Annotated in this window: 13 protein-coding genes; 9 read left to right on the top strand and 4 right to left on the bottom strand. The window is 69.2% G+C overall.

What is annotated here, in order from left to right; all coding sequences use genetic code 11:
• Positions 1 to 17: 17 nt before the first annotated feature.
• Both pepN and LTI14_RS08385 read right to left on the bottom strand, forming a co-directional pair.
• On the bottom strand, positions 18 to 2777 hold the full coding sequence (gene pepN / locus LTI14_RS08390) for an aminopeptidase N (protein WP_241476240.1): 2760 nt from the start codon (positions 2775 to 2777) through the stop codon (positions 18 to 20).
• Between the two features lie 108 nt (positions 2778 to 2885).
• Positions 2886 to 4961, bottom strand: coding sequence for an acyl-CoA dehydrogenase family protein (locus LTI14_RS08385; RefSeq protein ID WP_241469719.1), 2076 nt, complete (start codon positions 4959 to 4961; stop codon positions 2886 to 2888).
• A 199-nt stretch (positions 4962 to 5160) separates the two neighbouring features.
• Here LTI14_RS08385 and LTI14_RS08380 point away from each other — a divergent pair, with 199 nt between their 5' ends.
• The 7 genes from LTI14_RS08380 (at position 5161) to hemW (ending at position 13842) form a co-directional block, all read left to right on the top strand.
• Positions 5161 to 6453, top strand: coding sequence for an acetyl-CoA C-acetyltransferase (locus LTI14_RS08380; RefSeq protein ID WP_241464530.1), 1293 nt, complete (start codon positions 5161 to 5163; stop codon positions 6451 to 6453).
• A 7-nt stretch (positions 6454 to 6460) separates the two neighbouring features.
• Positions 6461 to 7822 (top strand): 3-oxoacyl-ACP reductase, encoded by a 1362-nt coding sequence (locus LTI14_RS08375; RefSeq protein WP_241469717.1) that lies wholly within the window; start codon positions 6461 to 6463, stop codon positions 7820 to 7822.
• Between the two features lie 3 nt (positions 7823 to 7825).
• Positions 7826 to 8779 carry a MaoC/PaaZ C-terminal domain-containing protein gene (locus LTI14_RS08370; RefSeq protein WP_241469715.1) on the top strand — a complete coding sequence of 318 codons (954 nt, stop codon included), beginning with the start codon at positions 7826 to 7828 and terminating at the stop codon, positions 8777 to 8779.
• Positions 8780 to 8895: 116 nt separating this feature from the next.
• The gene (gene holA, locus LTI14_RS08365) at positions 8896 to 9942 is read left to right on the top strand and encodes a DNA polymerase III subunit delta (RefSeq protein WP_342357741.1); all 1047 of its coding nucleotides are present in this window, start codon (positions 8896 to 8898) and stop codon (positions 9940 to 9942) included.
• A 274-nt stretch (positions 9943 to 10216) separates the two neighbouring features.
• On the top strand, positions 10217 to 10477 hold the full coding sequence (gene rpsT / locus LTI14_RS08360; protein ID WP_241464534.1) for a 30S ribosomal protein S20: 261 nt from the start codon (positions 10217 to 10219) through the stop codon (positions 10475 to 10477).
• A 197-nt stretch (positions 10478 to 10674) separates the two neighbouring features.
• A complete protein-coding gene (gene lepA, locus LTI14_RS08355; protein WP_241464535.1) occupies positions 10675 to 12552 on the top strand; it encodes a translation elongation factor 4 in 1878 nt (625 codons plus the stop codon).
• A 3-nt stretch (positions 12553 to 12555) separates the two neighbouring features.
• Positions 12556 to 13842 (top strand): radical SAM family heme chaperone HemW, encoded by a 1287-nt coding sequence (hemW, locus tag LTI14_RS08350; RefSeq protein WP_241469712.1) that lies wholly within the window; start codon positions 12556 to 12558, stop codon positions 13840 to 13842.
• Between the two features lie 59 nt (positions 13843 to 13901).
• On the opposite strand, the gene LTI14_RS08345 is transcribed toward hemW, so the two are convergent.
• Positions 13902 to 14333, bottom strand: coding sequence for a DUF4870 domain-containing protein (locus tag LTI14_RS08345; protein WP_241464537.1), 432 nt, complete (start codon positions 14331 to 14333; stop codon positions 13902 to 13904).
• A 167-nt stretch (positions 14334 to 14500) separates the two neighbouring features.
• Complete coding sequence (locus LTI14_RS08340) at positions 14501 to 15391, bottom strand: DUF3097 domain-containing protein (RefSeq protein WP_241464538.1); 891 nt, start codon at positions 15389 to 15391, stop codon at positions 14501 to 14503.
• A 68-nt stretch (positions 15392 to 15459) separates the two neighbouring features.
• Here LTI14_RS08340 and hrcA point away from each other — a divergent pair, with 68 nt between their 5' ends.
• Positions 15460 to 16485 (top strand): heat-inducible transcriptional repressor HrcA, encoded by a 1026-nt coding sequence (gene hrcA / locus LTI14_RS08335; protein WP_241464539.1) that lies wholly within the window; start codon positions 15460 to 15462, stop codon positions 16483 to 16485.
• 12 nt (positions 16486 to 16497) lie between these two features.
• A complete protein-coding gene (gene dnaJ / locus LTI14_RS08330; protein ID WP_241464540.1) occupies positions 16498 to 17622 on the top strand; it encodes a molecular chaperone DnaJ in 1125 nt (374 codons plus the stop codon).
• Positions 17623 to 17637: the final 15 nt, after the last annotated feature.

Raw genomic sequence — 17637 nt, 5'->3', positions numbered from 1 at the left:
CACCCCGCCCGCCGGGCTCAGCCCTGGGCCGCCGCCTGGGCGCGGAGTCCGCGCAGCAGCTGATCCTGCTCCTCGATGAGCAGCCGGCGCAGCGCCGCGGGGGCATCCGCGTTCTCAGCGAGCCAGCGCTGCGTGCGCAGCGCCAGCGGGTGCTCGGTCGGCTCCGCTCCGGCGTCGAGGTCCTGAGCCCCGGGGTAGAGCCCGGAGACCACCCGGGTGGCCTGTCCCTGGCTCATCCGCTCCCACACGTCGGTCAGCGCGTCGAAGTACGCCTCGGTCTGCCGCTCGATCACCGCCGCGGTCTCCGGGTCACCTGCCACGGTGAAGCCGTCCACGGTGGCGGTGAGGTGATCGTTGGAGAGCTCCTCGCCGGAGTCATCCGTCCCGGCGAGCGCCTGCCCGAAGGCCGCCTGCTTGACCCGACGGTCGGGCCTCGCGGCGGCGGCGAGCCGGTGCGCGATCCGGGCCCGGGCCGTGGTCTTGGCGGCCAGCTCCGCATCGAGCTGATCCAGGCTCACCCGACCGTGCGCGGCCAGGGCCTGCAGGAACGCCCAGCGCAGCTCCTCATCGATGCGCAGCCCCGAGATCCCATGGTCTGCGGCGCCGCCGTCGAGCAGCGCCTCGAGCAGCTCCAGCTGTGAGCCCTCTCGGCGGGAGAGTGTGGCCAGGGTTCGAGCGGTGGCGCGCTGATGGTCCCCGCCGGTGCGGCGGGTCAGCTCCGCGGCGAGCCGGGCGGCGAGGTCGCGCTGCAGCGCCGGCCGCTCGTCGGCTGGGGTGTAGCGCTCCAGTGCGGTCAGCGACTGCCGCAGCAGCCCCTGGACGACGACGATCTCGTCGATGCCCAGGCCCAGCTGCTGCACGGCCGCCAGGAAGCGGCGGGCGGGCAGCTCGCCGTCGCGCACCATGGACCACAGCGCAGCCCACACGGTGGCGCGCGCCAGCGGATCGGCCACCGGGTAGGTCAGCACCGCGGCCAGCGACTCCGGGTCGAGGCTGAGCTTGGCGTAGGTCAGGTCATCTTCATTGGGCAGCAGCAGCCGCGGCCGGTCCGCCGGCACGCTCAGCTCCGGCACCGGGGTGAGCCCCTCCGGGGCGGCCGGGTCCAGGAAGACCTCCTGGGCGGCGTGCAGTGCCAGCGTCTCGCCTGCGGCATCCAGCACATGGACCCCGACGCGGATCTTGTGCGGCCGGGACACCGACTCCCCGGTGGCCGGGTCGACGCCCTGCTCGCGGACCAGCACCCGGCCCGCACCGCCACCGGCGGCGTCGAGCTCGGCGGAGAGCACCGGGACCCCGGCGGTCTGCAGCCAGGCCCGGGCCCAGTCGTCCATGTTCGCCCCGGTGACCTCTTCGAGCACGGCGAGGAAGTCGCCCAGCGAGGCGTTGCCGAAGGCGTGGCGGCTGAAGTAGCGCCGCGCGGCCTCGCGGAAGGCCTCACGTCCGGCGTAGGCGGCGAGCTGCTTGAGCACCGAGGCGCCCTTGGCGTAGGTGATCCCGTCGAAGTTCTGATCCGCGGCCTCGAGGTCGGGGATGTCCGCGACGATCGGGTGGGTGGTGGGCAGCTGGTCCTGCACGTAGGCCCACGCCTTGCGCCCGTTGGCGAAGGAGATCCAGGAGGTGGTCCAGTCGGTGGCCTCGTCCACGGCCAGGGATCCCATGTAGTCGGCGAAGGACTCCTTGAGCCACAGGTCATCCCACCAGTGCATGGTCACCAGGTCGCCGAACCACATGTGAGCCATCTCGTGCATGAGGGTGTTGGCCCGGGTCTCGTACTGGGCGTCGGTGGCGGCGGTGTCGAAGACGTATGTCTCGGTGAAGGTCACCAGCCCCGGGTTCTCCATCGCCCCGAGGTTGTACTCCGGGACGAAGACCTGGTCGTACTTGCCCCAGGGGTAGGGGTAGGCGAACTCGGCGTGGAAGAAGTCCAGCCCGCGCTGGGTGAGCTCCAGCAGCGCGTCGGCGTCGAAGTGCTCCGCCAGCGACGCCCGGCAGAGCACGCTCAGCGGGATCTGGACGGTCTCGCCGCCGGGCACTCCGCCGCGGTAATGGCCCTCCACGTGGTGATAGGGACCCGCCAGCAGCGCGGTGATGTAGGAGGACATCCGCGGGGTCTCGGCGAACTCCACCCGGACCAGCGGGCCGACGACGGCGGCACCGGCAGCCTCCGCGGCATCGTCCGCCCCAGCGGGCTCACCCTTCGCAGCCCCTGCGGCCTCACCGCTCTCCAGCGGCATCCGCGAGATCGCGGGGCTGTTGGAGCGCAGCTGCCAGTGCTGGGGGCCGATGATCGAGAAGCTGAACCGGGCCTTCAGATCCGGCTGCTCGAAGACCGGGAACACCCGGCGGGAGTCGGCCGGCTCGTACTGGGTGTAGAGGTAGACCTGCTCGTCCGACGGGTCCACGAACCGGTGCAGCCCCTCACCGGAGCGGGAGTACCGCGAGGTGGACCGGATCTCCACGGTGTTCTCCGCCCGCAGCCCGGGCAGCAGGATCCGAGCCGGACCCACATGGGCGTCCACATCCAGGGTCTCCCCGTTGAGCACCAGGGACTCCACCGAGGCGCCCAGGTGGTCCAAGAAGGTGCTCACACCGACCTCGGAGGACGCAAAGTCGATCCTGGTCCGCACCGGGTAGGTCTCGGCCTTAGGAGCGGGCGCGCCGCGCAGATCCACCTCGACGCGGTAGTGGGTGACCTCGAGCAGGGCGCCGCGCTGGGCGGCCTCCTCGCGGGTCAGATTCTCGACGTCGGCACGGGGGAAGGGCAGCTGAGCAGTCATCCTGCTATTCAAGCAGACGCCTGCTCAGCCGCCCATCACCCGAGAATCGCCAGCCCGTCGACCGCTCAGCTCAGCGGCTGATCAGCTGAGCGGCCCGAGCGGCCCAGCTCACTTCCGGCGCGAGTGCAGCAGCTTCTCATCCACCGGCGCGGTGGGAGAGGCCCGCAGCGTCCGGTAGTACTCCATGGACTCGTCCTGGCGTCGCTGCTCGGAGCCGGAGGTGATCTCCATGCGCACGTGCTCGGGGGAGTAGCCGAAGGAGTCCACGATGTCCTGGGCGTGCGGGCGCAGCCGCTGCAGCAGCCGGTTCACATACGGGCTCAGCGTGCGGGCGCGCTGGGAGGAGATCCGCCCGTTGAGCAGGTACCAGTCCAGCGTGTCCTCGATCTTGGTCAGCGCGTAGAGGTCACGCAGCCAGGTCATGATCTGCCTGGTCCCCGGATCGTCGACCTTCTCGAGGGCTTCGGTGAAGGATTCCCAGAGCAGCAGGTCCGCGTGGGCCTTGGCGGCGTTGATGATCTCGTACTGGTGGTCGTTGAAGATCGCCGCCTGCTTGGCCGCGGGCAGCTTCGACGCCGAGCGCAGCTCTGAAGCCACGTCGATGACCATCTGCCGGGAGCGTTCGGTGAGCAGCTGGCGCTGCACGTCGGGCTGCTTGAACCAGTTGGCGCTGCGGCGTTCATCCCCGGTGTCCTGCACCGACTGGAACGCCCGGCGCAGACCGAAGCGGTTCATCACCGTGGACTGCGCCTGGGTGGCCACATAGCGGGAGAGCACCCCGAAGTCGGCATCCTTGAACTCTGCGGCGTAGTCGCTGAGCAGACGCTTGGCCACCAGCTGGAGCAGCACGTTGTTGTCGCCTTCGAAGGTGACGTAGACGTCGAGGTCCGCGCGCAGCGAGACCAGCCGGTTCTCGGAGATGAAGCCGGCGCCGCCGCAGGCCTCGCGGGCCTCCTGCAGCGTGTCCAGCGCGTGCCAGGTGGTCACGGACTTGATCGCCGCGGCCAGAGTCTCCAGCTCCTGCCGGTTCTCATCGGAGTCGTCCTTGCCGGAGAACACGTCGTCGAGCTTGACCAGCAGGTTCTCATGGGCGAAGTTCGCCGCGAAGGTGGTGGCCAGGCGCGGGAGCAGTCGGCGCTGGTGCAGCCGGTAGTCCAGCAGCACCTCTTCCTCGATGGTGGAGGAGGCGTTGAACTGGCGCCGCTGGTTGCCGTAGGTTACCGCGCCGATCAGCGCGAGCTTCGAGGCCGCCACCGAGGCGCCGGTGAGCGAGACCCGGCCCTGCACCAGGGTGCCGAGCATCGTGAAGAACCGGCGACCGGGGGAGTCGATCGGGGAGCTGTAGGTGCCGTCGGCGGCGACGTCGCCATAGCGGTTGAGCAGGTTGGTCCGCGGGACCCGGATGTTGTCGAAGGTGAAGCAGCCGTTGTCCACCCCGTTGAGGCCGCCCTTCTGCCCCTCATCGGTGATGGTGATCCCCGCCAGCGGCTGGCCGTCATCGCCACGGATGTTGGTGTAGATGCAGTGCACCCCGTGGTTGACCCCGTTGGTGATCAGCTGGGCGAAGACGACGGCGTCCTTGGCGTCGTTCGCCGCATTGCCCAGGTAGCGCTTGGTGGCCGCGGGGAAGGGGGTGTTGAGGATGAACTCCTCGGTGGCCGGATCGTAGGTCGCGGTGGTGCCGATGGAGGCGACGTCGGAGCCGTGGCCGAACTCGGTCATCGCGAACGCGCCGGGAGCCCGGAGGTCCATGGTCGCGGGAAGGAACCTGCGGTGGTGATCCTCGGAGCCCAGGTGCAGCACCGCGGCGGCGAAGAGGCCCCACTGGACCCCGGCCTTGATCTGCAGCGAGGGGTCGGCGGTGACCAGCTCCTCGAAGGCGGCGATGTTCGCGCCGTGTGCATCGGAGCCGCCGAACTCCTTGGGGAAGGCGCGGTGCACGGCGCCGTCCTCGGCGAGCTTCGCCATCTGCTCGAAGACCCGCTCGCGGTGATCCTCCTTCGACATGCCCTCGACCTTGTGGAAGGCGGAGTCCTTGAGCAGCTCGCGGGCCTGACGCCGGGTGTCGGCCCAGTGTCCGAGCAGCACGTCCTCCATCACCTTCTTGTCCACGCGAGCGGAGTCGGCGGAATCGATGGCCTCGATCGGGTCGGTGACCGGGTGGGTGACCGGGTGGTGTGACATGAGGTCTCCTCAGACTGGGGGTTGAGCGTCAGGCGCACGGGATGATCTGCGCCGGTTCCTCGGCGCGGGGCTGATCAGTGATCCTGCACACAAAATAGTCTATGATACTGACCAGTAACAAATGCAAGACCTGCCGGACCCGCTGACCCAGCGGACGTTCCGTCGGGTGCCTGCACCCCTCGACCCAGGAGTCAGTTCCATGAGTGCACAGAACATCCGAGACGCCGTCATCATCGGTGGAAATCGCATCCCCTTCGCGCGGGCCCACACCGCCTACGCCACCGCGGGCAACCAGGACATGCTCACCTCGACGCTGAACGGCCTGGTGGCCCGCTTCGGGCTGCAGGGCGAACAGATCGGCACCGTCGCCGCCGGTGCGGTGATGAAGCACTCGAAGAACTTCAACCTCACCCGCGAGTCCGTGCTGGGCACCCCGCTGGACCCCAAGACCCCGGCCTTCGACGTGCAGATGGCGTGCGCCACCGGCATGGAGGCCATCGGTTCGATGGCGAACAAGATCAAGCTGGGCCAGATCGATTCCGCCATCGCCGGGGGAGTGGACTCCATCTCCGACGCCCCGATCGTGGTCACCGATGAGCTGCGCGGGATCCTGATGGAGGCCAACCGGGCCAAGTCGGTGCCCCAGCGGCTCAAGGCGCTGGCGAAGATCCGCCCCGGCCACCTGTCCCCGCAGGCCCCCGGCGTCAACGAGCCCCGCACCGGCATGTCCATGGGCGAGCACATGGCGATCACCGCCCACGCCTGGGGGATCACCCGGGCGGAGCAGGACGAGCTTGCCCTGGCCAGCCACAAGAACCTCGCCGCCGCCTACGATCGCGGCTTCTTCGACGACCTGGTCACCCCCTTCAAGGGCGTCGGACGTGACACCAACATGCGCGCCGACTCCACGCTGGAGAAGCTGGGCAAGCTCTCCCCAGCGTTCGGGCGTGACCTCGGCGCCGAGGCCACCATGACCGCGGCGAACTCCACCGCCCTGACCGACGGCGCCTCCGCGGTGCTGCTGGGCTCCGAGGAATGGGCCGATCAGCACGATCTGCCCAAGCTGGCGAACTTCATCGACTACGAAGAAGGCGCAGTGGACTTCGTCGACGGCGCCGAGGGCCTGCTGATGGCTCCGGCCTACGCCGCGGCCCGGATGCTCAAGCGCAACAACCTGAGCTTCTCGGACTTCGAATACCTCGAGATCCACGAGGCCTTCGCCTCCACGGTGCTGGCCCAGATCAAGGCCTGGGAGTCCGAGGAGTTCTGCAAGAACAAGCTCGGCCTGGACTCCGCGCTGGGAACCATCGACCGCAGCCGGCTCAACGTCAACGGCTCCTCGCTCGCCGCCGGGCACCCCTTCGCCGCCACCGGCGGACGGATCGTCGCCTCGCTGGCCAAGGCGCTGCACGGCAAGCCCGGCAAGCTCGGCTTCATCTCGGTCTGCGCCGCCGGCGGCCAGGGCATCACCGCGATCATCGAAGGACGGTAACCGCTTCATGGCTAGAGACACCTACACCGAATTCGCCAATACCAGCTTCGGCCGCACCCTGACCAAGAACCTCGGTCTCCCGCAGCCGGCGAAGCTGCGCCGCCACCGGCCAGGACGCCCGCTCATCGAAGGCCCCGTGGTCGTGCTGGGCAGCTCCGAGGCCGCCTCGGCGCTCGCGGACCGGCTGCTCGGCTGGGACCTCGATGTCCGCCGCAACGTCGGGCCCAAGGAGAAGGTGGCCGGCGTCGTCGCCTGCTTCGACTCCGCCTCCAGCCCCGCGGACCTCAGCAGCACCGTGCTGGAGATCGGGATGCTGCTCAAGCAGCTCAAGCCCTCCGGCCGGGTCATCACCGTCTCGCGCGATCCGCAGGGCACCTCGGATCCGGCCGTGCGCGCCGCCCGCAGCGCGGTCCAGGGCCTGACCCGCTCGACGGCGCACGAGATGCGCGCCGGCGGCACCGCCAACGGCATCGTGCTCGCCGACGACCTGGACCCCTCAGCGCCCGGTGCGGCCGGAGCGCTGCGCTTCCTGCTCTCCGGACGCTCGGCCTTCGTCTCGGGACAGTTCATCTCGGTGGACAGCGTCAACGGGGCGCTGCCGGGCAACTGGGACCGCCCGCTGCAGGGCCAGGTCGCAGTGGTCACCGGGGCCGCCCGCGGCATCGGCGCGTCCATCGCCCGGGTGCTGCACCGCGACGGCGCCACACTGATCCTGGTGGACATCCCCGCCGCAGGCGAGCAGCTCGCCGGCGTCGCCAACGAGGTCTCCGGCACCGCGCTGCAATTGGACATCACCGCACCCGACGCCGGGGACCGGATCCTCGCCCACGCGGAGCAGCACCACGGACGGCTCGACATCGTGGTGCACAACGCCGGGATCACCCGGGACAAGCTGCTCGCCAACATGGACGAGTCCCGCTGGAACTCGGTCATCGCAGTCAACATCGAGTCGCAGCTGCGGATGAACCGGGCCTTCCTGGCCTCGGAGCTCTTCAACGCCGACGCCCGCGGCGCGATGGGTCCGCGGATCATCTCGCTGGCCTCGACCTCCGGGATCGCCGGCAACCGCGGCCAGACCAACTACGCGGCCTCCAAGGCCGGGGTCATGGGGATGGTCTCCGCGACCGCCGCCCAGCTGGCCGCCCGGCACGGCACCATCAACGCCGTCGCACCGGGCTTCATCGAGACCGAGATGACGGCGAAGATCCCCTTCGCCACCCGGGAGGTCGCCCGGCGGCTGAACTCGCTGAACCAGGGCGGACTGCCCGTGGACGTGGCCGAGACGATCGCGTTCCTGGCCTCGCCGCAGGCCGGGGGCACCTCCGGGCTGACCCTGCGGGTCTGCGGACAGAACCTCGTGGGGGCCTGAGCCATGGTCACTGAAATCGAGATGCCCTCGCTGAGCAGCCTCTACGGCCGCGCCGCCTTGGGCGCCGCGCGCTCGAAGCTGCGCCCCGGCGCTGGCGCCCGCACCCTGCCGGGCAGGTCCGTGCTGGCCCAGCACCCAGGGGTCAGCGTCGAGCAGGCGGAGAGCTACCGCCGGCTCTTCGGCGGAGAATCCTTCGACGGCGCCCACCGCGCCGCGCTGCCCTCGGTGCTGGTCCACATCATCGGGTTCCCGATGCAGATGGCTCTGATGAGCGACGGCGAGTTCCCGCTGCCGCTGATGGGTCTTGTGCATGTGGCCAACGAGGTTGAGCACCTGCGCCCGGTCCGGGTGGGCCAGCCGGTGCAGATCCTGGTGGCCGCGGAGAACCTTCGCCCGCACCGCCGCGGCACCCAGGTCGACATCAAGGTCACCGTGCTCGAGCAGGGGGCAGACCCGGCGAACGCTGACTCGGAGAATGCAGCGGAGACCTCGGTGCTGTGGCGCTCGGTCTCGACCTATCTCAGCAAGGGCACCCAGCTGGGCACAGAGATCTCGGCAGACTCGGGGTCCACGGACGTGACCCGCTCCGACGCCGAGCTGAAGTCCTTCGTCCCGCCGGTCAAGACCGCCTCCTGGCGGCTGGGCTCGGAGGCGGGCAGGGCGTATGCCGCCGTGTCGGGGGACTACAACCCGATCCACGTCTCCCAGCTCGCCGCCAAGGCGCTGGGCATGCCCGCCGCGATCGTGCACGGCATGTACTGCGCGGGCAGGATGCTGGAAGGGCGGGAGCCCGAGGGCGCCGGACACCGCTGGTGGATCCGCTTCGAGGCGCCGGTGACCCTGCCCGGGACCGTGGCGTTCGCCGCGGAGCCGCATGGGCCCAAGGCGGTGCGCTTCATCGGCTGGAACCCGCGCAAGGCCCGGCGGCATTTCAGCGCCGAGCTGCAGCTGCCCTGATCCGGCTGCCCTGATTCGGTGCCGGAGGAGTCTGCACAGGATTCTGACCTGCAGCACCACGGCCGGTCTTTCCACCCCAGGATCCGCGTGGGATCCGGGCCGCTAGGATGAGCCCCATGGCTTCTCAGCGGACCGGGTCCTCGCGGACCGGCACACAGCGCGGCGGCGGTGCGGGCCGCGGTGCGAACAAGGCCGAGGGCCTTGACTTTCGCAGCGTGGAACCCGCCCCGCTGATCCTGCTCAAGGGCAACGAGGACTACCTCGCCGGCCGGGCGCTGGACAAGATCAAGCGGGCACTCCGGGCGCAGCACCCGGACCTGGAGTTCACCCGGCTCGACGTCGCAGACGCCGGGCCGGGAGAGCTGTTCACGGTCACCTCGCCCTCGCTCTTCGGCGAGGCGCGCCTGGTCCTGGCCGAGGACCTCGCCTCGATGAACGACACCTTCCTCACCGACGCCCTGGCCTACCTCGAGGAGAAGCCCGAGGACGTGACCCTGGTGCTGCGGCACAGCGGCGGCAACCGGGGCAAGAAGCTGCTGGACGCGCTGGCCAGGCGCGCCGTCGTCGTCGACTGTGCAGGGACCCGCAACGACAACGAGAAGCTCGACTTCGTGCGCCGTGAGTTCCGCGCCGCCGGACGTGAGATCCACGCCGACGGCGCCCGCGCGCTGGTGGCCGCCGCCGGCTCCACGCTCTCGGACCTCGGCGGGGCCTGCCAGCAGCTCATGGCCGACGTCGCCGGGGACATCACCGAGGAACACGTGGACCGCTATCACGGGGGCCGGGTCGAGGCCAGCGCCTTCAAGGTGGCCGACGCCGCCTTCGAGGGTCGCCGCGAGGCCGCCACCCGGCTCTACCGCCACGCCATCGCCACCGGGGTCTCGCCCATCGCCGTCACCGCCGCGCTGGCCCGCAAGGGCCGGCACATCGCAGCGCTGGTGGACCATCGCGGCAGCCCCGCCGCGCTGGCCGCCACCCTCGGTGCTCCACCCTGGCAGCTGCAGCAGGTCGCCGAGACCGCGCGGCGCTGGCACCCGCTGCGCGCGGCCGAGGCCATCGAGGCGATCGCCCGCGCCGACGCCGAGGCCAAGGGCGCCTCGCGGACCCCGGAATACGCGGTGGAACGCGCCATCACCGTGATCGCCTCCTCGGCGGGCCGCTGAGCCCGACGCCGAGCCCGACACCGGACCTGACACACACCCTGACACCGCCCTGCTCGGTGGCTGGAGTGCGGCTTCTCTGCTATCGTCTATAGGCAGTGTCTGGGGTTCGAAAGAGCCCCAAAACCCTGCGGCAGCAAGTCTCGCGCAGTCCTGGGCCCTCTACCTCAATGGGCTGCGCAATCGCTATGGCAACCCCACGCCACTGAAGTTTGTCTGCTGCCGGCCGACAGGGATGTATCCTCACGTCCAGTGACCTCAGACAGAAAGACAACTCGTGGCAAACATCAAGTCTCAGAAGAAGCGCATTCTCACCAACGAGAAGGCGCGCCAGCGCAACCAGGGCGTCAAGTCCCAGCTGCGGACCGCCATCAAGAAGGTCCGCAACGCTGTTGCCGCCGGCGACAAGGACGCAGCGATCGCAGCCAACCGCGAGGCAGCTCGCAGGCTCGACAAGGCCGTCTCCAAGGGCGTTCTGCACAAGAACAACGCCGCCAACCGCAAGTCCGGTCTGGCCGCCACCGTCAACGCTCTGTGAGCTTGACTCTCTAGAACGTCCGCTCACACGCGAGCGAGCAACGGGGCCCTGCGCGCTGCGCGGGGCCCCGTTCGTGTAAGACCTGACCGCGCCGTCGGCAGCGTCCCAGCGCAGCCACCGCCGCAGTCATGGAACAATGAAGTGCCAGGTGCAGCACAATGCCCGGCGTCTCGACGAAGCAAAGGACTCCCACCACCGTGTCACCGAAGGCCCGCAGCTCGCAGGTGCCCGCCGCCACTGACCCCAGTGTCATCAGGAACTTCTGCATCATTGCGCACATCGACCACGGCAAGTCCACGCTTGCGGACCGCATGCTGCAGCTGACCGGGGTGGTGCAGGCCCGCGACATGAAGGCCCAGTATCTCGACCGGATGGCCATCGAGCGCGACCGCGGCATCACCATCAAGTCCCAGGCCGTGCGGATGCCCTGGGAGCTCGACGGGCAGACCTACGCCTTCCACATGATCGACACCCCGGGCCACGTGGACTTCTCCTACGAGGTGTCCCGCTCCCTCGCCGCCTGCGAAGGCGCGCTGCTCCTGGTCGACGCCGCCCAGGGCATCGAGGCGCAGACCCTGGCCAACCTCTACCTGGCCATGGAGCACGACCTCAAGATCATCCCGGTGCTGAACAAGATCGACCTGCCCTCGGCCCAGCCGGAGAAGTACGCCGAGGAGATCGCCTACCTGATCGGCTGCGAGCCTGAGGACGTGCTGCGCGTCTCCGGCAAGACCGGCGACGGCGTCGAGGAGCTGCTGGACAAGATCGTCGCCGAGATCCCCGCCCCGCAGGGCGACGCCGACGCTCCGGCCCGCGCGATGATCTTCGACTCCGTCTATGACACCTACCGCGGCGTGGTCACCTTCGTGCGCGTGGTCGACGGCAAGCTCTCGCACCGCGAGAAGATCAAGATGATGTCCACCGGCGCCACCCACGAGCTGCTCGAGATCGGGGTCTCCTCCCCGGAGCCCGAGGCCACCAAGGGTCTCGGCGTCGGCGAGGTCGGCTACCTGATCACCGGTGTGAAGGACGTCCGCCTCTCCAAGGTCGGTGACACCGTCACCGCCCAGAACCGGCCCGCCGCGGAGATCATCGGCGGCTACGACGACCCCAGCCCGATGGTCTTCTCCGGGCTCTTCCCGCTTGACGGCTCCGACTTCCCGGTGCTGCGCGAGGCCCTGGAGAAGCTGCAGCTCAACGATGCCGCACTGAACTTCGAGCCGGAGACCTCCACCGCGCTGGGCTTCGGCTTCCGCGTGGGCTTCCTGGGCCTGCTCCACCTGGAGATCACCCGGGAACGGCTCGAGACCGAGTACAACCTGGATCTGATCTCCACCGCTCCCAACGTGGTCTACGAGGTCACCGCCGAGGACGGCGAGATCCATCGGGTGACCAACCCCTCGGAGTTCCCCGAGGGCAAGGTCAGCGAGATCCGCGAACCGATCGTGGACGCCACGGTCATCGTCCCCGCCGAGTTCATCGGCCCGGTCATGGAGCTCTGCCAGTCCCGGCGCGGCACCATGGAAGGCATGGACTACCTCTCCGCCGAACGCGTGGAGATCCGCTACAAGATGCCGCTGGCCGAGATCGTCTTCGACTTCTTCGACCAGCTGAAGTCCCGCACCAAGGGCTACGCCTCGCTGAACTGGCAGGGCACCGGTCAGCAGGCCGCCGACCTGGTCAAGGTCGACATCCTGCTCCAGGGTGATCAGGTCGACGCGTTCTCCGCGATCACCCACCGCGACTCCGCCTACGCCTACGGGGTCAAGATGGCCTCCCGGCTGAAGGACCTGATCCCGCGCCAGCAGTTCGAGGTCCCGATCCAGGCCGCCATCGGCTCGCGGATCATCGCCCGCGAGAACATCCGCGCGATCCGCAAGGACGTGCTCTCCAAGTGCTACGGCGGCGACATCAGCCGCAAGCGCAAGCTGCTGGAGAAGCAGAAGGAGGGCAAGAAGCGGATGAAGATGGTCGGCACCGTGGAGGTGCCGCAGGAGGCCTTCATCGCCGCGCTGTCCTCGGACGAGGACGCCGGCAAGGACAAGGCCGGCAAAGAGAAGGCCGGGAAGAAGTAGGCGTTGCCCTCCACCCTTCCCCTCGGCGACCCGGTCCCCGCCGACGGCGGCTTTCCCGCCGCCGTGCAGCGGGCCCTGCCCGCCCGTGCCGAGGTGCCCCTCGGCCTCTACGTGCACATCCCGTTCTGCAGCGTGCGCTGCGGCTACTGCGACTTCAACACCTACACCGCCGAGGACCTCGGCCCCGGCGCCTCCCAGGTGTCCTACCCGGACACGCTGATCTCCGAGCTGGTCTTCGCCCGCTCAGTGCTCGACGCCATGGGTGCCCCGGAGCGCCCGTTCTCCACGGTGTTCTTCGGCGGCGGCACCCCGACGCTGCTGCCGCCCGAGGAGCTCGCCCGGATCCTCACCCGGGCCCGTGAGCTCTTTGGCTTCCGTCCGGACGCCGAGATCACCACCGAGGCCAATCCCGACACCATCACCGCTGCCACCGCGCAGGTCCTCGCCGAGGCCGGGTTCACCCGGCTGAGCCTGGGCATGCAGTCCGCCGTGCCGGAGGTGCTCCGCACCCTGGACCGCACCCATGACCCGGCCAACGTGGAGCGCGCGGTCCAAGCCGCCCGCACCGCCGGCCTGCAGGTCAGCCTGGATCTGATCTCCGGCACGCCGGGGGAGAGCCTCGAAGACTGGCGCACCAGCCTGGACCACGCGGTCGCGCTGCGGCCGGACCACATCTCGGCCTATTCGCTGATCATCGAAGAGGGCACGGCGATGGCCGCCAAGATCAAGCGCGGCGTGCTGCCCGACATCGACCCCGATGATCAGGCAGACAAGTACCTGCTCACCGATCAGGTGCTCGGCGCCGCCGGGATGAGCTGGTACGAGGTCTCCAACTTCTCCACCAGTGCCGCGACCCGCTCGGAGCACAACCTGAACTACTGGGTGGACTCCGACTGGTGGGGCGCCGGGCCTGGCGCACACTCCCATGTGGCCGGACTGCGCTGGTGGAACGTGAAGCACCCCGCGGCCTATGCACAGCGGCTCTCCAGCGGCACCACCCCGGGCCACGGCCGGGAGCTGCTGGCGGATCAGGACAAGACCCTGGAGCACCTGATGCTGCGGGTGCGTCTGGCCGACGGGCTCGACGTCGCCGGGTACAACGCGCTGCCGGAGCTGCGCCGCAGCCAGGGCGAGAAGATCTCGCGGAAGAGCCTGCAGTCACTGGTGCATGACGGGCTGATCGACGACGACGCCGCGGAGCCCAGCACCGCTCATCCGCAGGGCCGAGCGGTGCTCACCCTGCGCGGACGGCTGCTGGCCGATGCCGTGACCCGCCGACTGGCGCCCTGACCGAAGGCCGGGTGCTCGGTTGAGCAGGCGGCGATGCCCAGCGGATCAGCTGAGGATTCTCAGTGGATCAGGCGAAGGTTCAAGGGGTACCGGTAGGGGCGGCCCTTGTTGCACTGGATGCCGGCCACGAGCCCAGAGATGGTCATCGTGACCCAGATCAGCACCGCGAGGAGGCCGAAGACCCAACCGATGGCCGGGATCAGGGCAAGGATGTAGCAGGCCAGCATCACTGCGGTCAGCGGAAGCGTGAAGTTCAGCGCCTCTTTGGACTCCTGGGCGGTGAACGGGCCGCGGTCGCGGTAGACCAGATACACCGCGAGGGCGGGGAAGCAGCCGATGAGCGCGCCGAAGTGCGACAACGTGGCCCAGCGTCGATCCTCTGCCGGGGTCAGCGCCGCGGCGGCAGCGGAGGAACCCTTCAGGCGTGCAGAAGAATCCGTTCGAGCATCCTGCCCCGACCGGTCACCCTGGGGTTTCTGATTATGCTCCACTGCACCTCCGTGTCTGCGATGCCACCCTTGCGGCACCTGGCCGTTCCCGATTCGAATTCTACCCAATCGCCCTGGACATCGACTGGCCGACGGAGGCGTGTCGGAGTCCGGATTCTGCGCGCTGCGCCTGTGTGCCCGGACCCGGTGGTCTCGCTCGGTTCCTAAGTTCAGTGCTCCACCGTGACGAAGTCGATCAGCTCCTCCACCCGACCGAGCAGCGAGGGCTCGAGATCCGCGTAGCTGCTGACCTGGCCGAGGATCCGTTTCCACCCGTGCGCGATGTCACGCTGGTTCGCATGCGGCCAGCCCAGCGCCTGCAGCGTGCCGACCTTGATGTCCTGACTGCGCGGGATGTCCGGCCAGCGCTTCAGCCCGAAGAGATGCGGCTTCACGGCCTGCCAGACATCCACATAGGGATGGCCCAGGACAGCGATGTTGCCCTGTGCGCCGCGCTGCTGCATGACCTCGCGGGCGATGCGCGACTCCTTGGAGCCGGGGACCAGGTGATCCAGCAGCACTCCGACCCGACGCCGGGGTCCCGGCCCGAACGCGCGGATCGCGCCGAGCAGGTCATCGGCGCCGTGCAGAGGCTCCACGACGATGCCTTCGATCCGCAGGTCCTCGCCCCAGACCTTCTCCACCAGCTCGGCGTCGTGGGTGCCCTCGACCCAGATCCGTGAGGCCCGGGCGACCCGCGCCGGCGCGTTCGCCACCGCCACCGAACCCGAGGCGGTGCGGGTGGGCTTCGCCGCGGCGGCCCGCGGGGTGGGGGGAGTCAGCTCCACCGGCTGGCCCTCATACAGGAAGCCGTGGCCCAGCGGGAAGGAGCGGACCTTGCCGCGCCGGTCCTCGAGACTCACCACATGGACACCGCCGGAGGCCTCCACCGAGATGATGGCGCCGACCCAGCCGGACTCCACCTCCTCGATCACGGCGCCGTAGTCGGCGGGCATCGCGGAGACCTTGCGGAGCTGGCTCTGACGGAGCCGGGAGAGGTCCTGGGCACCCCAGTTCGGGGTGGAGGAGGGACGCCAGTCGGGGAAGTGCGGAGCGCTCATGATCACCCATTGTAGAATTGGCACTTGTACTCGAAGAGTGCCAGAAGTTCAGGAGGCGCCAAGCTTACATGTCAGACACCCGTCGTCTGCAGGTTCTGCGTGCCATCGTGGAGGACTACGTCCAGACCCGGGAGCCGGTCGGATCCCGGGCCCTGGTGGAGCGCCATGACCTGGAGGTCTCGCCCGCCACGATCCGCAACGATATGGCCCACCTCGAGGAGGAGGGTCTGATCGCCGCCCCGCACACCTCTGCCGGGCGGATCCCCACCGACCTCGGCTACCGACGCTTCGTGGACAAGATCACCGAGGTCCGTCCGCTCTCGGCCGCCGAGCGGCGCGCCATGGACACCCTGCTCGAGACCGCCGATGACCACGACGCGATGCTCGAGCACACCGTGCGGCTGCTCGCGATGCTCACCAACCAGGTCGCCGTGATCCAGCATCCGCAGCGCTCCACCGCGAAGATCCGACATATCGACATCGTCTCGATGTCCTCGCACAAGGCGCTGGCCATCGTGATCCTCTCCTCCGGGAAGGTCGAGCAGCGCATGGTCACCCTCGCCGACGCGATCGGCGACGACTCGCTGCACCGGATCGCCCAGGTGCTCTCCACCGAACTGCATCAGCGCTCCATCTCTGCCCTGCCGCTGCCCACCGACACCCTGATCAGCCGGGTGGAGCCGGTGCTGCGGCCGTCCATGGCGATCATCGCCCAGGCGGTGGAGACGATCCTCGAGTCTTCCCGCGTGGATCGCATCATCATGGCCGGGACTGCTAACCTCGCCAGGTCGGGCCGCGACCTCGGTCCCTCCATCGGTCCCATTCTTGAGGCGCTCGAGGAACAAGTAGTGCTGCTTCGACTGTTGACAGAGATGGAGCAGGACCGACGCGGTCTCTCCATCCGCATCGGTCACGAGACCAGTCATGATTCGCTGATCGAGACCGCTGTCGTCGCAGCAGAGTATGGCTCCCAGGCGGGAGCCGAAGGTGCCAAGCTCGGCGTCGTCGGTCCGACCCGCATGGATTACGGCTCCACCATGTCCGCGGTGCGCGCAATGGCGCGCTACCTGTCCCGAATTCTCTCCGAAGGGTGAACGTCCTTGAAGATGACGACTGACTATTACGAAGCGCTCGGCGTCAGCCGCTCGGCGTCCACCGAAGAGATCAAGAAGGCCTACCGCAAACAGGCCCGCAAGCTTCACCCCGATGTGAACCCCTCCGAGGATGCCGCCGAGCAGTTCAAGGCGCTCGGCCGCGCCTACGAGGTGCTCTCCGACCCGCAGAAGCGGCAGAACTACGACGCCACCGGCGATGAGAACGGCCGCTCCGGATTCCCCGGCGGCGGAGCAGGCGGCGCCGGCTTCGGCGGCTTCGGCGACATCTTCGAGACCTTCTTCGGCGGGGGAGGCGGAGGCCCCGCCTCACGCACCCGCCGTGGCCAGGATTCGCTGATCCGGGTCCGCATCGACCTGCGCGACGCCGTGTTCGGCACCACCAAGGAGGTGGAGCTGGAGACCGCCGTGACCTGCACGGTCTGCGACGGCTCCTGCACCCGCAAGGGCACCTCGCCCACCACCTGCCCTGACTGTCACGGCCAGGGCCAGGTCCAGCGGCCGATGCGCTCGATCCTGGGCACCGTCATCCAGACCCAGACCTGCGCCCGCTGCGCCGGCTTCGGCAACATCATCGAGGACCCCTGCCAGGAGTGCGACGGCCAGGGTCGGGTGCGCGAGCGCAAGTCCCTGAAGGTCAAGGTCCCGGCAGGCGTGGACCGGGGCAACCGGATCCACCTGGCCGGCGAGGGCGAGGCCGGACTGGCCGGCGGCCCCTCCGGAGACCTGTTCATCGAGGTCGAGGTCAAGCAGCACGAGGTCTTCACCCGCCGCGGCAACGACCTGCACGCCACGGTCTCGATCCCGATGACCGCGGCCGCCCTGGGCACCACGGTCGACCTGGACACCTTCGACGGCGCCGAGGAGCTCACCGTGAAGCCGGGCACCCAGTCCGGTGAGGTGCTCACGCTCAAGGAGCGCGGGGTGACCCACCTGCGCGGCGGCGGTCGCGGCGCGCTGAAGGTGCACCTGAAGGTCGAGACCCCCACCAAGGTCTCCGACCGCGAGGCCCAGCTGCTGCGCGAACTCGCCCTCGAGCGCGGTGAGGAGCGCGGGGAGTCCACCACCGAACACCGTGGCGTCTTCGCCAAGCTTCGCGAACGCTGGGACGCGCTCTAGAGATGCGCGATCTGA

The organism is Nesterenkonia sp. YGD6 (assembly GCF_022565895.1).
In the GTDB taxonomy this organism is placed as follows: domain Bacteria; phylum Actinomycetota; class Actinomycetes; order Actinomycetales; family Micrococcaceae; genus Nesterenkonia.
This window is presented reverse-complemented; position numbering and strand designations above follow the sequence as displayed.